The organism is Cyclobacterium lianum, assembly GCF_900143075.1.
Classification (GTDB): domain Bacteria; phylum Bacteroidota; class Bacteroidia; order Cytophagales; family Cyclobacteriaceae; genus Cyclobacterium; species Cyclobacterium lianum.
In genome coordinates this window covers 275184-294553 of sequence record NZ_FRCY01000006.1, presented here as the reverse complement: position 1 = coordinate 294553, position 19370 = coordinate 275184, and the positions used below count along the sequence as shown (strand labels likewise).

Below are 19370 nucleotides of genomic sequence, written 5' to 3'. Positions count from 1 at the left end.
ATCCATCAATTCCCCTCACATCATCTCTTCGTCTCTCAGTCCCCGGTCTCCAGGTCGTTGTGTCCGATAGTATTGGAAGGTGGCAGAAGATTTTTTCGATGAGAACAATATTTATTAAAAAAATGTAAACTTTTTAGGTGTTGTTTTGGATGCCTCCCGCATTTACGGTAAAGGAGTAAGAAAAACTGCATGAAAGCCAAAGAGGATTTTCTGACCGATCCGGAATTTGTTGCCTGGGTAAAGCAGCCTAATGAGCAGTTGAATCGCTATTGGTCAAAATGGATGGACGCCAATCCCGGTCAGGTGGGAGAGTTGAAAAAGGCCAGAGAAATTTTACTCCGCGTTCGGTATCCGGAGCGCAAAGCTCCTAAAGGGGCCCGGGAGGCTGTCTTGCAGGAATTATTGCGAGAACCGGAACTGCAAAAGGGGATTGAAAAACCGGCTTTGAAAAGCGGACATTCTTTCCGTTGGCAACCTATTGGGCCAATGCATCGCATTGCAGCCATTCTACTTCTTTCTTTTGGATTGGCCTGGTGGCTATCGCCTATGCCTGGAGATAAGGCACCAAGAGTAGCGGCCAATGAAACCGTTTGGATCGAAAAAAGTACTCAGGCAGGAGAAAAGTTGCAATTGACGCTGGGAGACGGGAGTCGGATTTGGTTGAATGCCAATAGTAGCCTCTTCTTTCCGGAGCGGTTTGACTTCCAGGAGCGAAATGTCAGATTGATAGGGGAGGCCTATTTTGAGGTGGAAAAAGACAGTTTAAGGCCCTTTCGGGTAGAGACCAATGGATTGGTGACTACTGTATTGGGTACTACATTCAATATACGCAACAAGAATGGGGGGGATATCGATATTTCGCTGGTTTCCGGCTCGGTGACTGTAACAGAAAAAGCGAAGGCGGATTCGGTCTGGCTTGAGCCAGGGGAGGCCCTTCACCATGATGCTCAGGCGGGTAAAAATCAGGTAAAGAATTTCGATTCCAATGTGGTGCTGGCCTGGAGACACGGTTGGATCAGGTTTGACCGGGCCTCTCTGGACGAGGTGTTGCAAACGCTGGAAAACTGGTATGGTGTAGAAATGCACATAAATGGTCCGAAGCCTGTATCCTGGCGATTTTCAGGGGAGTACAAAGGCCAGACACTGGAAGAGGTATTGAAAAGTATGGCGTATATACAGGACTTTCAATTCAGCATAGAAGAAAAGCAAGTTTACTTAAAATTTTAAAACGATGGTATACATACATGCTCCATAAAAAAAGCCGGTTGGCAAAACCAACCGGCTGGAGGCTGGTCTGATGATGGTGCACATTGGGGAATGGGGCCATCAATAGACCAGGCTTATTGAAATCAGTTTCCAATAAACATTCAAAATTATGAAAAATAAATTACTAAAGGCAATCCTGATGTTGTCGAAAGGGTTTTTATATGGCCTCATTTTACAAATTTCACTGGTCAATGTGGTCAGCATCATCCAGGCAAAAGGCCAATACAAGCGCATAGAAGAAGTTAGCATACGTTTATCATCACCTTCTCTTAGTTTACGACAATTTTTTAACGAAGTAGAAAGGAAAACACCCTTTAAGTTTGCCTACGAAAACCGCGGCCTTGACAAATCCCAAACCATTCAATTTAAGGACGAGTCCGGAACGGTGGAGGAGCGGCTTAAGGACGCCGGCCAACAGTTAAGTTTGAGTTTCCGGCAGATGAACCATACCATAGACGTAGTATCCAATAACGAGACTGAGGTGCAGGCCATGCCAGCGATGGAACTGAGGCCGGTTACCGGCACAGTGACAGACGAAAACGGCGATCCGATTCCCGGTGCCACGGTGCTGATAGAAGGTACTTCTTCGGGTACAGCTACCGATATCGATGGTAATTTCAGCCTGGAAGCAGAAGAGGGTGCGGTTTTGTTGATCTCCTTTATCGGCTATCGGTCTCAGAGAATTACAGTTGGTAATCAAACCGATTTTTCCGTCACACTGGTTGAGGATCAGTCGTCATTGGAAGAAGTGGTGGTCGTGGGGTATGGAACGCAGAAAAAAGCGGACATTACTGGATCTGTTGCCTCGGTATCAGAAGACCTCCTACAGTCCAGGCCTGTGGCCAATTTTGAGGATGCATTGCAAGGACGGGCGAGTGGGGTCCAGGTAAGACAAACAGGAGGAGATCTCAATGGGAAATTCTCCATCAATATCAGAGGAATTGGTTCTGTGACTGGCAGTAATGACCCCTTAATTGTCGTGGATGGTGTACCGCTTTTCAGTTCGGATTTTTCAACGATAAATCCGAAAGACATCACAGCCATAGATATTCTTAAAGATGCCTCTGCTACGGCGATCTATGGGGCGCGCGCCGCAAATGGCGTAGTCATCATCACAACAAAAAAAGGTCAGGCGGGGAAAACCCAATTTACATTCAATGCAGATATTGGTGTAGAAGAAATCACCCGAAGGTTTGATGTAATGAGTTCACAGGAGCAAAGGGAGTTGTTTGTAGAAGCTTTTAAAAATTCAAACCGAAATATATCCGTATACGATGATCCCAGCCACCCTTCCTGGCAAATCGATAACGACTGGCAGGAACTGGGAACTCAGACAGGGGTAAGGCAAAATTACAACCTCGGCTTCAGCGGCGGATCTGAAAGAACTCAATTTTCCGGATCTGTTTCTTACCTGGACAGAAAAGGGACGCTCATTAATTCTGACTTGAAAACCTGGTTTTTAAGATTGAATGTAAGCTCTGAAATCAATAAATGGTTGAAGGTTTCTACCAATCTGACAGGAAGCCATCAGAAACAAAATGTTCAGAACAACGACAATTGGGGGTCAACAGGATACCGAAGTTTGGCCTATCAACATTCCTACACCCCTGCTTACGATGATAATGGAAATTTGACCGCCGTCAACACAACCGCTGCACCCTATTTTGGTGCCAATGATAATCCTCTGATTGATCTTTTATTACCTACCCGTGAGGAGGACGTAACCCGGTTGATGGGAAATACAAAGTTTGATTTCAAGCCAATGGATGATTTAACCATTTCTGCCAATATTGGAGGTGATGTGATATTGGGCAGCGGTTATACTTATATGCCGGTTTATCAAATCGGGAGGTTTACCCGTCCGGAAGGAAGCGTGACGGTACCTAATAGACAAGAGATCAATTGGGTCTCAGATGCAACTGTCAATTATGAGAAACGAATAGATAATCATGATTTCAAATTATTAGCTGGGTTTTCTGCCCAGCAGTTTATCTTCAATAATAGTTCAATAACTGGTTCAGGAACGGTCAATAACTCCCTAAACCAACTCTCCAATCAGATTAATTTTAATGCCAACGGATCCAAGGTAAGCTCCGGACTAATATCCTCTTTTTTCAGAGCAAACTATTCCTATGACGAAAAATTACTGTTGACTGGAACGGTTAGGAGGGACGGTTCCTCTAAATTTGGTCCGTCCACAAGGTTTGGAGTATTTCCAAGCGGATCCATAGCGTGGAGGCTATCAGAGGAAGAGTTTCTTAAATCTTCCGGTTTTATTGATGATCTGAAAATCAGGACCAGTTATGGACTAACCGGTAATCAGGAAATAGGAAACTTCGCTTTCCTTACCCGGGCTGCCTCCACTCCCTACGTATTCGGAAACAGTCTGGTAATCGGAAATTCTCCACAGAATATAGGTAATCCATTTCTACAATGGGAAAGTACCAAACAATTTGATGCAGGAATTGACATTTCCATCTTAGAGGGTAGGATTTATGCTACTACGGATTATTATAACCGGGTTTCTCAGGATTTATTGGTATCCACACCCATTCCTCTAACGGCAGGTGTTTCACAGGATCCTGTTGTGAATTTGGGTTCGGTTTTGAATTCCGGTTTTGAATTTTCGGTCAATTCCAGAAACACTGTTGGAGCAATAGCCTGGAGTACCAATTTCAACATTTCTTTTAATAAAAATGAAGTATTGGATATTGGTACCAACTCCATTGGAGAGTCTCTGGAAATCCCCGGACAAAATATACCTCTTTCTAATCAACCTGCCAATTTATCCAGAGCAGGGCATCCGGTTGGGGCCTTTTACATGTGGCAATATGATGGAGTCTGGCAATTGGGAGAAGAAGATGAGGCGCAAAGCTGGTCTGGTGCAGTACCTGGTGACCCCAGGTACAAGGACAATAACGGAAATGGAGTATTTGATGCAGGCGATAAAACCTTTGTGGGAAATCCCCATCCAAAATATTTTGGAGGAATAGATAACTCTTTCAATTACAAGAATTTTAATCTTTCGGTGTTTTTTGATTTTGCCGGCGGATACCAGGTTTATAATACTGCAAGAAACCTGTTGGCCCGGGGAGTGCCTTTTGTTCAGAATTTTGCCGAGGTAAATGGTTTCTGGACACCAGAAAACCCGAGTAGCACAATTCCCAGGCCTTCACAAGGAGGTAATACCACGACCCTGGTGACCATGGTGTCGGATCGGTTTTTGGAAACTGGAGATTTTATCCGCTTAAAAAATCTTAGTTTATCCTATAATTTTCCCATGGAATGGTTTGTTGGAAAATCCATTCAAAGCACCAAATTAACGTTGACAGGTACCAATTTATTAATGTTCACCAATTATTCTGGACTGGATCCGGAAGCGTCCAGCAGGACTAGTTTGTTATCTTCGGGAATAGATTATACGCCTTATCCACAAACCAGATTGGTATCCTTGTCTGCTCAGATGACTTTCTAAATTTTTTAATTTTTCATAAAATTGAAATTAAAAATACGATGAAAAACAATAAGTTTCTTAAAAATATAGGAATAGTATTAACTGCTTTAACCATGAGTTGCGAATCTATTCTGGAACCCGCACCCGAGGGCCTTGTTCCAATGGCCGACCTATTTACCACCGAAAGTAATATCATTACCGCAGTGAATGGAGTTTACCAGCCTTTAAATCCTTTGTACCAAAATGTTATGTTTCAACTTACTGATCTGGCTAGTGATGATGGATGGACCTGGAGAAAAGAAACTGAGCCGGATATCTTTAACGTAGATCCAACATTAGGCTATATTGAAACAACCTGGAGTTTGCACTATACGGGAATTACTCGTGCCAATACTGTCCTGGATAATATATCCAGGGTAGAGGATTTTTCAGGTCCGGTCATGGAGAATGCAGTAGAAGGCCAGGCTAAATTCATGAGGGCCTTGTATTATTTTAATTTGGTCAGGTTATTTGGGGAGGTACCCTTAATTATCAATGAGATCCAAACGAGAGAGGACGCTGAATTGCCCCGGGAAAGCTTATCGACCCTTTATACTCAAATTAAATCTGATTTAAATGATGCAATCAGCCTTTTACCAGAAAATTATTCCGGTGGTATTGGAATGGAAAATGGCAGGCCAACTGTACATTCGGCGAGAGCCCTTCTTTCTGCCGTACATTTGGAATTGGAAGAGTGGAATGAAGCATCACAGGTTACGAATAGCCTTATAGAGGCTGGCACTTTGTTAGAGAATTATGCGGATAATTTCAATGGATCGCAGGAAAATAGCGAAGCTTCTTTTTTTGAGGTCCAGTATGGTGGGGTAATCGGGCAGACCACTACTTCCAAGAGTGTGGCCTTTGCTCCACCTGATTTTCTCAGTGGATTGGCTTTCCTTTTGCCAACTGATGATAATCTGAATGGAGAAGGGGGAGGATTGTCCTCGGGGAACGGCATCATGCAATTATTCGAAGTTGGGGATATGCGCAGAGATGTAATCGTTGACGATTATGGTTTGGCTAATTTTATAGATCCTTCCATGCCGGATGGGAGCCTCAATTATATCAATAAGTATTACAATACGGAAGACCCAAGATCCTTGAGTACCTGGAATTTTCCTTTGATCAGATATGCTGAAGTTTTATTAAATCGAGCTGAGGCTTTGAATGAAATAGGTTACCAGTCTGATGGAGAGGCTTTTGAGCTGCTTAATGAAATCAGGATCAATGCTGGTCTTCCCGCTCTCAGCGGCGATGACCTTCCCAATCAAGCAGCCTTTAGGGATAGATTGAGGGATGAAAGAAGAATAGAGCTCGCCTTCGAGACCAAAAGGTATTTTGATTTGAACCGATATGGGATCCTTAGAGATGTCATTCAAAACCAAATGGAATTTACCGGACTTAATTTTCCTCAGCAGCGCTTGGTGGACCATCCAATTACAGGAAAGGAATATTTTCTTTACCCGCTCCCTTCTATAGAATTTGTAAATAACGCCCAACTGGGTGAACAAAACCCGGGATATTAATCACAGGTAATATGAAAAATCTCATTTTGGTGACGGGGCTTTTGGCATTATTGGGTTGGGGCTGCAATTCCCAACCCAATAATGCAGTAAATACCAAACCAGTAGGTACATTGCCGAATGTAGTCCTTATAATGGCAGATGATCTTGGCTATAATGACCTCGGTTGCTATGGGAATACCACAATAAAAACACCGAATATTGACCGTATGGCGCGTTTTGGTACCAGGCTCACCGACTACCATTCAAATGGGGTCGTTTGTAGTCCGACCCGTGCCTCACTAATGACGGGGCTTTACCCACAGGAGGCGGGTGTGGAAGGCGTAATAACGGCAAAGGGCCACAGAGACCGTGGGATGGATCCGGACAAATTTACCTTAGCCGAGTATCTAAAAGACTCCGGGTATGCTACAGCGCTTTTTGGAAAATGGCATCTGGGTTATAAGCCGGAATTTGGTCCCAATGTGCAAGGGTTTGACCAGTTTGTAGGATTTGTAAGTGGCAATGTGGATTATTTCAGCCATATAGATCAGGAAGGATACGAGGATTGGTGGAATAATCAAAAACTGCAAAAGGAAGCTGGCTATTTGACCGATTTGATCACAGGTAAGGCACTTGAGTACATGGAGGAAAGAAATAAGGATAATCCATTTTTTTTGTATCTGGCGCATGGGGCACCCCATTCTCCCTACCAGGGTCCAAATGACAAGGCAGACCGAACGGTAGGTGGTGATTTCCCTATTCAAGGAAGCCGGGAAGACAAAGTTAACGCCTACAAGGAAATGATAGAGGCGCTGGACAGGAGTGTAGGTGGTGTATTGGATTACCTGGAAAAGAACGGTCTGGCGGAAAACACCCTTGTTATATTCTGTTCAGACAATGGAGGTACCAGAAATTTAGGTTCAAATGCTCCTTTTAGCGGATATAAAAGCCAGGTATATGAGGGAGGACATAGAGTTCCAGCCATTTTCTACTGGAAGGATAAAATAAGTCCGGGAGAATCCGGAGAATTGGCAATGTCCATGGATTTGTTTCCCACCATTACCAGCCTGATGGGTTTAGAGGTACCAAAGGATTTGTCTGGTAAGGATTTTTCCGGAATTTTTGCCCAGGAAAAAGCGGATCAAAAAAATGAGGAAAGGACTGTATTTTGGAGATTTAAAAATCAAGCTGCCGCTCGAAAAGGCAATTGGAAATTGGTGAAAATAGATGGAGAGGCAAAATTATATAATCTCTCAACAGATATTAAGGAAACAACTGATGTAAAAGAAGAATTTCCCGATGTTTTTCAAGAATTAAATAGAGCCTATGAAGAATGGGAATTTGGTTTAAATGAAGAGACGATCCTGACCTAATCCCTTTAATTTTGAAATTGCCTCTGAAAATGAATAAATTCATTTTATTTCAATTATCTAAAATATTTCTTTTCCTTGCTTTTCTAACAGGATTGAAAGCTCAAAATTACCATAATGAGCAGTTTGTAGGCAAGTTTGAGCAGTTGGATACCCATATTTACCTCTGGAGGGATGTCAGTAATGTTTACGTAATAAAGGATAATAACAGGGCTTTATTAATTGATTTGGGAAACGGATCTGTACTCGATCATTTAAGTGACATTGGGATAGAAAAAGTAGATTGGGTCCTGTTTACCCATCATCATCGAGAACAGAGCCAGGGATACCCCCTTTTAAAGAAATGGAAAGCAAAGGTTGCGGTTCCCGAAGAAGAACGCCTGCTTTTCGAAAAACCTACTTCATTTAGAAAAATGGATCCGTCCAATAGTGATCCCTTTTCCGTGGTGGGCGCTAGTTATGTTAGGCCTGCATTATTCCCTATTCAGGTGGATCGTTCTTTTGCAAAAATGGATACGTTTACCTGGCACAATTTTGAGTTTCGGTGTATGGAAACCAAAGGGAACAGTCCCGGATCCATGTCATATTTCCTCAAAACGGAAAGAGGGTGGAATGTATTCAGCGGTGATTTGATGTTGGATGGGGGGCGCATGCATAATTTTTTCGACACTGATTGGGATTATGGTTTTGCATCTGGAATTTTTGCGCTGCACAATGCCGCGGCCATGGTCAAACAATTCACCCCCCATTTATTACTTCCTTCGCATGGTGCGATAGTGGAGGATCCAGTGAGACAATTAGAAGATTACCAGGCAAAATTGGCCAATATGGCCGATTTATTGGTTCAGGGATATCCGTTATTTACCTATGCAGCGTCTATCGAGGACGAGGTGTCTGTCCCTACTATCATTCCTTATGTGAATCAAGTGTCCCCGCATGTGTATAAATTCAAGGGGCATGCCAACTTCTTCCCCAATTTCACGATCATCATTGCTGATAGCGGAAGGGCATTGGTCGTCGATTGCGGATTGATCGACGAAGGTTTATTAGAAACTGCAATTCGGCAGATGGAGGAGAAGTTGGGATTAAAAAAAATTGACGCCGTTTTGATTTCCCATATGCACGGAGACCATTTTCTGCAGGTACCATTTTTAAAAGAAAAGTATGGAGCAGAGGTTTGGGCACTGGATCGGATGGTACCTCAAATCGAAAGACCGCTTGATTTTAATTATTCAGCAATGATTCCGGGATATAATAAAGGTTTTCATTCGTTAGAGGTTGATCGGGAGTTTAAAGACGGAGAAACCTTTGAATGGGAGGAATTTACTTTTACCGTTGATTGGATGCCCGGACAAACTGAGTTTGCCATGTGCCTTCAAGGTATGATTGATGGCAAACTTGTGGCTTTCACCGGGGACAATATCCGTCCTGCCCCCAATAACAGGGGAAATCCTGCTGTTGTGGCCCATAACAGTACCGTTTTAGAAGAAGGATATATTCATGGAGCAGAATATTTAGCAAAACTTAATCCCGACCGGATTGTTGGGGGACATTCGGTGGTAATCGACCATCCCCGGGATTTAATAGAGAGATACCGACAATGGTCCTATGAGTTACGGGAAGCCTTTCAAAGCCTGAGTAATTTCCCCGATTATCGGTTTTGGTTTGACCCTTTTTGGGTGAAAGCTGAACCATACAGGAAAAGACTGACCAATGGAAAACCAGGAAGAGTTAATGTGGTCATCCGAAATTTTGTGGAGCAGGACCAAATCTATAAGGTGCACATCAGGACACCAAAAGGAATCATTTCAGATCCTGAGGTAATTGAGGTAAAAATTTCCGACCCAGGAAATAAATCTTTTCCGGTTGAACTTGAGGCAACGGAAGCAGCTGCAACCGGGGTCGGAATAATAAGTTTTGATCTCACCTTAAATGGGGAGCTGATTGGAGAGTGGTTTGATTCCATCATTTATGTTGAATGATATCCACGATTCACCTATGCCTTTATATCAGGAAAAATTTAACCCTGATCGTAAAAAATGTATAAAATAAAATCAATGTTTCCGTTCGCGTTTATTTGGGTGTTGTTTATGGATCATGTGTCCCATTAAAATCCAAAAAATCCAATTAATTGGATATCCTGCTATCCCAAAGGAAATGACTGGAAAATTAAAAACAACAATCTTAAAACTAAATTAATCAACTATGCATATAATAGAAAAACCCCAAACTTTGTTTTTATTTGTTTTATTGGTTGTTTCTTTTCAGACCCGTGCCCAAACTTCCAATTCGAGAGATCATCCCAATATCGTATACATATTAGCCGATGACCTGGGAATCGGGGATGTTTCTGGGTATAATCCCGATTCAAAAATCCATACAAAAAACATTGATCGGTTGATTAATGGTGGATTGAAATTTACCGATGCACATACCAGTTCTGCGGTTTGCACCCCTACCAGATATGGAATCATTACCGGCAGATACAACTGGCGATCGACCTTAAAAAGCGGTGTTTTGGGAGGTTATTCCAAACCACTCATACCCAATGACAGACTTACCGTGGGAAAGTTGCTTCAAGAAAAAGGGTACCATACGGCTTTTGTGGGGAAATGGCATCTGGGATGGGATTGGGCTTTTGAGGAAAATACCAGCAATATTGATAACCTGGCCAATAACTTTGAAGTTGATTACACGAAACCCATAAAAAATGGTCCAAAAGATCTTGGGTTTACTTACTCTTATGGGTTTAGCGGGTCATTGGATATGCCTCCCTATGTATATGTAGAAGACAGCAGAATTACCGCTGTTCCGGATAGGGTTACTGTCAATGTTGACGATAAAGGGTTTTGGAGAGAAGGCCCAACCGGGAGTAATTTTGACCATGTGCAGGTATTGCCCCACCTTACCCAAAAAGCAGTGGAATATATCCAAACCCAGTCCAATGCCCCTGAACCGTTTTTCCTGTATTTTGCCCTTCCTGCCCCACATACTCCTATATTGCCTACAACCGAATTTATGGGAAAAAGTAATACCAATATGTATGGAGATTTTATGTTACAGGTAGACGATGTCTTGGGTCAGATAATGCAGGCGTTGGAAGAGCAGGGAGAACTGGACAACACAATTCTTATATTTACCAGCGACAACGGCTGTTCCCCGAAAGCCAGTTTCCCGGAACTTGAAAAGGTCAACCATGATCCAAGCTACATCTATCGTGGCCACAAAGCTGATATATACGAAGGAGGGCACCGGGTCCCTTTCATTGTACATTGGCCTGAAAAAACTCAAAAAGCCCAAACCACATCCGCTACCATATGTACCACCGACTTGATGGCAACGGTTGCAGACCTTGTTAATTACAAATTACCAGACCAGGCAGGAGAAGACAGCTTTAGTTTTTTACCACTATTGACCAGTACTGATGCACGCCTACCATTGAGAGAAGCAACTGTACATCATTCCATAGATGGAAGTTTTGCCATCCGAAAAGCCGAATGGAAACTTATATTATGCCCGGGATCCGGTGGTTGGAGTTTTCCGAGAACCCCTGAAGAATTAGAAGGGCTACCATCCATGCAGTTGTATAATCTTGACACTGATCCGGGAGAAGAGCAAAATTTAATTAAGAACCATCCTGACAAAGTGGAAGAATTGAAGTCCCTTCTTACTGCTTATATACAAAATGGCAGAAGTACTCCGGGAGCACTTCAGAAAAACGATGGACCGGAAACCTGGAAGCAACTCCATTGGATGGGGGATTGATCTGATTGGCAGGCAAGTGGTTTTATATAACATGATAACCAGTTAAGAACTCAAAAATGTTAGAAAAAAGTATCTTCGCTTTATTTCTTTTCGCGGCCACAGGTTTTTTGTCTTGCAACCTGGAAAATAAAGATAACCAACTTCCCAATCTAGTAATTATTTATGCTGATGATCTGGGCTATGGTGATGTTCAATCCTATAATCCTGCGAGGGGAAAAATTTCTACCCCTCATATTGACCGATTGGCTTCAGAAGGAATGTCTTTTACAGATGCTCATTCTTCATCAGGAGTATGTTCTCCTTCGCGGTATACCCTGCTCACCGGTAGGTATCACTGGCGCAGCAGACTGCAAAAGGGAATTGTAGGGCTGTACGGCAAGCCACTGATCAACCAGGATAGGTTAACCATAGCCAGTCTGGTAAAACAGCATGAATACCAAACGGCCTGCATTGGCAAATGGCATTTGGGCTGGGACTGGCCCATTCCGGATGAGCAGATGAATTTATTTCGTCCGGAGAAGAAAGATGTTGAGGCCTCTGAGGAGCAACGCAAAGCCTGGCAAGAGGCCTTTTCTCTACCCATTCCAGGGGGGCCGACAGCTGTTGGCTTCGATGAATACTTTGGTACAGATGTCCCCAACCATCCCCCTTTTTGTTTCATAGAAAATGACAGGACAGTGGGTATACCCGCGGAGTTCGGAGCAGCCCGGCTATTTGGTCGGAACCAGGCCAGTCTTCAGGGCCCTTCCAGGGAACACTGGGCACTGGAAGATATTCTGCCTACATTGGCTGCCAGATCGACGGCCTATATTGAACGCGAGGCAAAATCTGCCCGTCCCTTTTTGCTTTATTTGTCGTTGACCTCACCCCATACACCACTATCGGTAAATGATCAATGGTTGGGTAAAAGCAACCTGTCACTTTATGCAGATATGGTCATGGAGACTGATGCGCTCGTCGGAAGGGTGCTCGAAGCCCTTGAAAAAAGCGGGGTAGTGGAAAATACCCTGGTGGTCTTCACCAGTGACAACGGTTGTGCACCTTATGTGGGTAATACCACCCAGGAGGAAGCCAATGACCTGAGCATAAAAGGATGGCCATGGGATCAGAATCATCCTCCTGTTGCTGCCATGGAGGAGAAAGGCCACTACCCCAGCGGTCCTTTTCGGGGCTATAAATCGGATGTATGGGAAGGAGGGCACCGTGTCCCTTTTATTGTCAGGTGGCCTGGGAAAGTGCAAGCCGGTAGTTCCTGTGCCGGGCTGGTTCATCAGGCAGACCTAATGGCGACTATAGCTGAGATTCTGGGAGCCGAGATTCCTGACAACGCAGGTGAAGATAGCTTCAGTCTGCTTCCTTTGCTAAAGGGTGGTAATCAGTCGGTACGCCAAGATGCAGTGAGTACCTCGATAACCGGCCTGCCCGGTTTGCGCCAGGGTGACTGGAAATACATCGCAGGTCCAGGTTCAGGTGGCTGGACGCCTGGAGAAAGCGAATTGCCCGTGCAACTCTACAACCTTGCTGCAGACCCCGGTGAAACTCAAAATCTGGCCGGCCAGGAACCCGGCCGGGTAAAACAGATGGCAGAACTGTTGGAAAGACTTATCACTGAGGGCAGAAGTACCCCCGGGTCCACTCAGGAAAATGATGTTGAAGTGATTCGATATCCCAACAGTCAATGATGGCATGGCTACAAATAGTCTGAAAACCAACATAAAAGTAAGGCAGATGGTAGGCTAGTTTCGAACTTTGATACAGCCAACAGCAGATCCCACTACCAGTCCATTGGACCTCTTTGCAGCCGGTCATGCACATGTCGTTCTTGAGGGTACGGATAATCAGGTCAATATCTAAGAATTGTGGAGCGCAGCAGTACCGTCATCTTAAGCCGGTATTTTCGGCTGGTGCAGCTCGTTGTAAATGGAATAGTAGCCACCACCCGGGCCAGGATGCCCAACACCGGCTTTTTTAAATAGAAGCCCTTATAGAGAAAGTATCGGTCCAGGGGTGCTTGCAGGAATGAGCATCCAAAGTGTTTGGCTACTATCTGGTGACAAGGTGTTGCAGGCAAAGGTGCGTTCCGAATCGTTGAGCAATGCGGTGATTACCACTAAGCACAGGTGGGATATCACCCGAATATTTATCCGGCGTGTTGAGGAGACTTCCATTTCCTGGGGATGAGAAAGTGGTTCCGATAAATTCAAAACCGGATAAATTCTTTAAATTGGGGTAAAAATTACCGAAACACAATATCAACGACGATGAAAGAACTGAACTTCCTCCTCATATTGCTGTCAATCAGTGCCGGCAGCCTCCTGGCTCAAAGCAGTAGGCCCATTTTCGAAGAAATGCCCGGCATGGTTTCCTATACTTACCGGGATAGCTTCTCCAAGGATGTGGCTGCCACTCTGGACACCCTGCAAGCCATGGGGATCAAGGATATGGAATTTTCCAACCTTTTTGGGGCTACTGCAGCGGAAATCAGAAAAATGCTCGATGAACGTGACATGTTTTGTTCTTCCTTCGGTGTAGGTTATCCTGATCTGGTCAATAAGACGGAGGAGGTAGCTGCAAATGCCAAAACCCTGGGTGCTAAATACGTCAGGGTAGCCTGGATTCCCCACGCGGCCCCTTTCGATCTGGCAGATGCCCAAAGGGCCATTGCAGATTTCAATAAGGCCGGAAAAATCCTGAAGGAAGAGCATGGGCTCACCTTTTGCTACCATAACCATGGCTACGAATTTTACCCCTATGAAAATGGAACCCTATTTGACTATATGATGGAGGAGACCAATCCGGAGTATGTAAGCTATGAAATAGATATACTCTGGACCTTTTTTCCTGGCGAGGACCCGGCAGCTTTAATCGATAAATATCCCGACCGCTTTAAACTGATGCACCTGAAAGACCTAAAAAAAGGCGTGGAAGGAAACATGTCTGGCGGTACGCCCAAGGAAAACGACGTGGTATTAGGTACCGGGCAACTGGATCTGCCGGCTATCTTAAAAGCCGCAAAAGTAGCCGGGATTGAGCATTATTATATCGAGGACGAAAGTCCGGTTTATTATCAGCAAGTTCCCAGGTCAATTGAATATTTGCAGGGATTAAAGTATTGAAATTACCCAATATACCGGTAAAAAATCTTTCAAATAAAAAAACCACATTGCCTGGTGGCAATCTCTTAAAATGAAAGGTGATTCCCTTTTCAATATTGTGATGGGACGGATTTTGAGCGTAGTGAGTTACAGGATTTCAGGACTCAAAATTTTAATTATTGCTTATAGCCCTTTAATTGGCTAACTTTAACAAGGTAAAACGTTGAATACCATGGAAACTGAAGTAGTGAAACGCTTGATTAATGTGGATGAATATTATAAAATGGCCGAAGTAGGGATTCTAAAACCGGATGACCATGTAGAACTGATTCATGGAGAAATTTTTCAAATGAGCCCGATTGGAAGCAGACATGCAGCGATAGTTGATAGGTTAGCCAGAACGCTAAATCAATTATTGCCGGACCAAATAAATATCAGAGTTCAAAATCCCATCAGGTTTGATATGAACAATGAACCTGAGCCGGATATTTCCCTGTTGAAATACAAAGCCGATGATTACGCTTCGGCACATCCGGGACCTGCCGATGTGCTTGCCCTTTTTGAAGTGGCAGGCTCTTCCATCAGGTTTGACAGGGAAGTAAAAGCTGCCCTTTATGCTACACATGGTATTCGGGAATGCTGGATAATTGATCTCGACAATAATCAAATTGAATTTTTTTCCGAACCTCAAGGCGATGCTTACACAGAAACCCGGGTTTTCCGGCCCGGTGATGAGGTCAGCATAATGGGCAGAAAAATCTCCGTAAAAGAGCTGCTTATTTTAAACTAGGGAGAAAAGAGAGCTCTTGCCCAAAACTGTAATGTCTGCTAATCATATATAGCTTGATCTGAAATAAAAATGCGTATTTGATATTTTTTTGTGGAGGTGAATTTTGCAAATCGGGAGAAAATGCCAGGGTCAATTTAGTAATTGCCTGCGTTTTTAACGAGATCTGCTTCAGCCTGTTTTCCGAATTGAATGATCTTATCGGTTTGGAGGTATTGTCTTCTTTCTACAGATTGGCTAAAGGATTTCTGAATTCACCTGAATATGGGCTGCACAGCCTTATAAAAAAATAAATTTGTGGTTCAAAAATTGCTTGTGATTTATCAAACCTGACCCATGAAACTTTTCCAATGCAAGCATTGCCTGAAGCCAGCGTATTTTGAGAACACTAAATGCAGCCACTGCGGTACGCTGTTGGGATTTGACCCGGAAAAATTAGATTTGATGGCCTTTTTTGAACAGGGAAATGATGCTCCATTGATCGATGCAGCAGGTAATCCTTTTCGTTATTGTCTGAATCGACAACATGAGGGTTGTAATTGGTTGATTCCAATGGCTTCCACTGACCGTTATTGTAAGGCTTGTGTTCTCAATCAGATCATTCCGGACCTTTCAAACCCAGCCTACAAAAAAAGATGGCAGACCATAGAAAATGCTAAACACAGGCTCCTCTATGCAATTCTGCGGTGGAATTTGCCCTTTGTTTCAAAGGCACGGAACCCTGAGACTGGTCTGGGATTTGAATTTAAGGCTGCGCAGGAAAATGAAGCGGTAATGACAGGACATGCTTCCGGGACTATCACGATGAATATTGCAGAGGCAGATGATGTGGAAAGGGCCATGGCAAAAAAGCAGATGGACGAGGTTTACCGCACGGTGCTGGGGCATTTCCGACATGAAATTGGCCATTATTATTGGGATATCCTGATTGCTGGATCAACCCATTTGCCGGTATTCAGAGAGATATTTGGGGATGAGCGGGCATCTTATCAGCAGGCGCTGGAAAAACATTACCAAAAGTCTGCCAACAGGGAATGGGAGGAAAAATATATATCCGCCTATGCCAGTGCCCACCCCTGGGAGGACTGGGCAGAAACGTGGGCCCATTACCTCCATATTGTCGATACGCTGGAAACGGCCTTCTCCTTCGGCCTCACTATGAACCCCAGACTAGGCACCGGCATGCCTTATATGTCAAGTTCCATCGATACAGATGCCTACGAATGCCCGGATTTTGAACAAATAATGGATCAATGGATTCCGCTCTCTCTGGCGTTGAATAGTGTAAACAGGAGCATGGGGCTCCAGGACATATACCCCTTCGTAATCAGCAGCAAGGTAAAATCAAAACTGATATTTGTCCATCAGGTCATACAGGGGGTTTCCCGTGGTTTTAGCTCATCACCATGATCGTTGCTTAGCTCCCCAGGGGGAACCTCCAGCATCAAAATCCTTTTTCCTGGTGTTTGCAGCGAATTGATGTATTCAAAAAATTATATTTAAAATTATAAAAATAATAAAAGAGATATTTTTAAATTTCCGCAACATTTGGTTTTTATGACATAAGAAACTATTGGAGTAATGAAGCAACTCAGTCATTTTTTTATTTGGTGCAATTTATCGCTGATCTCCTGTGTGCCGCAGGAGGAGCCACCACAACAAACAGGACCTGAATTTAAAGCCATTAGCAATGTAAGTTATGGTGATCAGGAGCGGCAGGTGTATGACCTATATCTGCCTGCAAATAGAAATGAAAATACCGCAACCCTCATTTTGCTCCATGGCGGCGGATGGATGGAAGGAAATAAATCGGAAATGAATTCTTTCCGGGATTTTTTGCGGGAGCAGTTGCCACAATTTGCGGTGGTAAATATGAATTACCGATTGGCGGATCACGACCAGTCTCCCTACCCCATGCAGATGGAAGATATTTCTGCATTGGTCGGACACTTGCAAAGCAGCCGGGAGGAGTATCAGATTGGAGAGAGACTGGGCTTTGTAGGAGTAAGTGCAGGAGGACATCTGGCACTGCTGTGGAGTTATACCCGGGATGAAGCAGATCAGGTGCAAATGGTTTGCAGCATTGTGGGTCCTACAAACCTCCTGGACGAAGCGTATATGAATACCCAAAACGCAGATCTCCGCGAAATGCTCGATTTGTTTGGATCGGATGAAGCAACGCTCCGCTCCGCAAGTCCCCTTTTTCAGCTTCAAGACGATGCCCCTTCCACCATCCTGTTTTATGGGGGACAGGATCCCCTAATCCCAAACAGTCAGGGGATTTCCCTCAAACAAAGACTGGAAGAACTGCAGGTAAGCCATGAATTTCATTTTTATCCCAACGAAGGCCATGGTTGGATTGGACTTAACCTGCTGGACGCTTCATTAAAACTGAAGGCATTTATTGAAAAAAGCTTTTAAGAAAGCACAGTTTTGGCTCTTTTTAGATTTTTATTTTTGAATTTCATTTCAGCACCTCATCCAATCCTATCATGAAACCAATTCATTTTTCAATTGCGATTCCGTCGCGATTATTTTACTGGTATAGGCTGTACGTCACCTGAATGATCACATTCATTTTTATCTCAAAGATGTTATGGACTAATGTTTCTTTTATAATCTTCGTTCAACTATAAATGATGGGTGGTGAAAATGCGGGTTAATGTCGATTTTAAGATAAATGAATGGTCATAAAAGTTTTAATTCCCTTTAAATTTTGATAATTTAAAATTTGAAAGGAACCAAAAGCCAACGGATGAGATACAGTCTGATCATTTTTTTACTTCTTTTTAACGCAGCAAATACACTTGGAGGTGAAGATTCTTTGCAGAGAAAGGGGAATACTGTTCCCCTACATTTGGGACATGATTACGGAAATGAAAAAAGTACTCTTGAACTCCTGCAGCATCAGGAAGATGCCCTAAAAAGGGACACTACCTGGCTGAAAGTAGGAGGAGCTTTCCGATTAAACAATCTGTATACACATTATGAGGGGCAGACTTTTCCGTTAGGTACATTTTTGAGGAATGAATGGACCTGGGATACCTGGAGGCTAAATGTAGATGCGTACAGTGAGGGCATTCAGCTTTCTTTCGAATACCGATTCTACCCGACTTTCAATACGCATTTTTTAAAGTACGGCTGGCTCGGCTATCAATTTACGCCAGGTACTCATTTGAAAATGGGCATTACCCAGGTGCCATTTGGATTATTGCCCTATGCCTCACACAGTTGGTGGTTTCAGTTGCCCTACTACCTGGGCCTGGAAGACGACCATCAAATGGGCTTTCACCTGTCTCATGAGGCCGACACATGGCAAGTTGACGGTGCTTATTTTCTATTGTCAGAACCCAGAGGAACGAATGAGGCTACCTTCGGCGCGTTTTCTACGGCCAGATACTCCTACGATGTGGTACCTGTTCCCGGAAATTCAAATATAGAAAGGCATCAGGTCAATATCCGGCTGGCGAAAAATTGGTCTGCACATGAAACCGGCCTTTCCCTGCAGTGGCATGAGTTGTATAACATGCAAACCAGTCATTCAGGATCCCATTGGTCCGCAGCCATTCACCACGATGGAAACTGGGGGCCATGGAATTTAAAGGCAGAAGCGATATATTATACATATAACGATGTCCGAAACGATTCGGGAGAGGTGCTGGACGTGGTTCAGATGGGCGCCTATGGCTTTGGAACCTATGATGTAGCTAACAGCGCAGCACTATATGTGCTGGGCCTGGCTTATGATATTCCTCTCAAATGGGGCCCGGTAAGCCAGGTGCAGTTGTACAACGACTTTACGCTTATGCAAAAATTTACTGCTGCTCCTGCGGGATCTACCGGGCGATACCGGAAATCACAGCAGAATGTCTTTGGAGCACTGGTCTCGGCAGGCCAGGTGTATGCCTATTTTGATGTGGCGATGGGCTACAACCACCCCTGGCTGACCAACGCTTTTGGTGGCAATGCTCTGGGTACAGGCCGAGGATTAGATTACCGGCAGCCGGTCTCTGCCCTCAACCCTACTGCCACCGATCCTGGATGGAATACACGATTGAATATCAATATTGGTTATTATTTCTAAAAATA

At 43.9% G+C, this 19370-nt stretch carries 12 protein-coding genes; all 12 read left to right on the top strand.

Features of this window, described 5'->3' with window-relative positions; translation table 11 throughout:
• The first annotated feature begins 189 nt into the window (after positions 1–189).
• The 12 genes from BUB19_RS12460 (at position 190) to BUB19_RS12400 (ending at position 19365) form a co-directional block, all read left to right on the top strand.
• Positions 190–1227 (top strand): FecR family protein, encoded by a 1038-nt coding sequence (locus tag BUB19_RS12460; protein ID WP_073094863.1) that lies wholly within the window; start codon positions 190–192, stop codon positions 1225–1227.
• Positions 1228–1375: 148 nt separating this feature from the next.
• The gene (locus BUB19_RS12455) at positions 1376–4741 is read left to right on the top strand and encodes a SusC/RagA family TonB-linked outer membrane protein (protein ID WP_073094862.1); all 3366 of its coding nucleotides are present in this window, start codon (positions 1376–1378) and stop codon (positions 4739–4741) included.
• 92 nt (positions 4742–4833) lie between these two features.
• Positions 4834–6285, top strand: a complete 1452-nt coding sequence (locus tag BUB19_RS12450) for a RagB/SusD family nutrient uptake outer membrane protein (protein ID WP_178371488.1) — start codon at positions 4834–4836, stop codon at positions 6283–6285.
• Between the two features lie 11 nt (positions 6286–6296).
• Positions 6297–7637: a sulfatase-like hydrolase/transferase gene (locus BUB19_RS12445; protein WP_073094860.1), complete on the top strand. Its 1341-nt coding sequence runs from the start codon at positions 6297–6299 to the stop codon at positions 7635–7637.
• A gap of 29 nt (positions 7638–7666) precedes the next feature.
• Positions 7667–9616, top strand: a complete 1950-nt coding sequence (locus BUB19_RS12440) for an MBL fold metallo-hydrolase (RefSeq protein ID WP_073094859.1) — start codon at positions 7667–7669, stop codon at positions 9614–9616.
• A gap of 223 nt (positions 9617–9839) precedes the next feature.
• The gene (locus tag BUB19_RS12435; protein WP_073094858.1) at positions 9840–11399 is read left to right on the top strand and encodes a sulfatase family protein; all 1560 of its coding nucleotides are present in this window, start codon (positions 9840–9842) and stop codon (positions 11397–11399) included.
• A gap of 56 nt (positions 11400–11455) precedes the next feature.
• Positions 11456–13081, top strand: a complete 1626-nt coding sequence (locus tag BUB19_RS12430) for a sulfatase family protein (protein WP_073094857.1) — start codon at positions 11456–11458, stop codon at positions 13079–13081.
• Between the two features lie 579 nt (positions 13082–13660).
• The gene (locus tag BUB19_RS12425; protein ID WP_073094856.1) at positions 13661–14515 is read left to right on the top strand and encodes a sugar phosphate isomerase/epimerase family protein; all 855 of its coding nucleotides are present in this window, start codon (positions 13661–13663) and stop codon (positions 14513–14515) included.
• A gap of 211 nt (positions 14516–14726) precedes the next feature.
• Entirely contained in the window at positions 14727–15284 is a 558-nt protein-coding gene (locus BUB19_RS12420; protein WP_073094855.1) for a Uma2 family endonuclease, read from the top strand.
• A 333-nt stretch (positions 15285–15617) separates the two neighbouring features.
• Positions 15618–16691 (top strand): zinc-binding metallopeptidase family protein, encoded by a 1074-nt coding sequence (locus tag BUB19_RS12410; RefSeq protein WP_073094853.1) that lies wholly within the window; start codon positions 15618–15620, stop codon positions 16689–16691.
• A 171-nt stretch (positions 16692–16862) separates the two neighbouring features.
• Entirely contained in the window at positions 16863–17702 is an 840-nt protein-coding gene (locus tag BUB19_RS12405) for an alpha/beta hydrolase (RefSeq protein WP_073094852.1), read from the top strand.
• 334 nt (positions 17703–18036) lie between these two features.
• A complete protein-coding gene (locus tag BUB19_RS12400) occupies positions 18037–19365 on the top strand; it encodes a hypothetical protein (RefSeq protein WP_084097243.1) in 1329 nt (442 codons plus the stop codon).
• Positions 19366–19370: the final 5 nt, after the last annotated feature.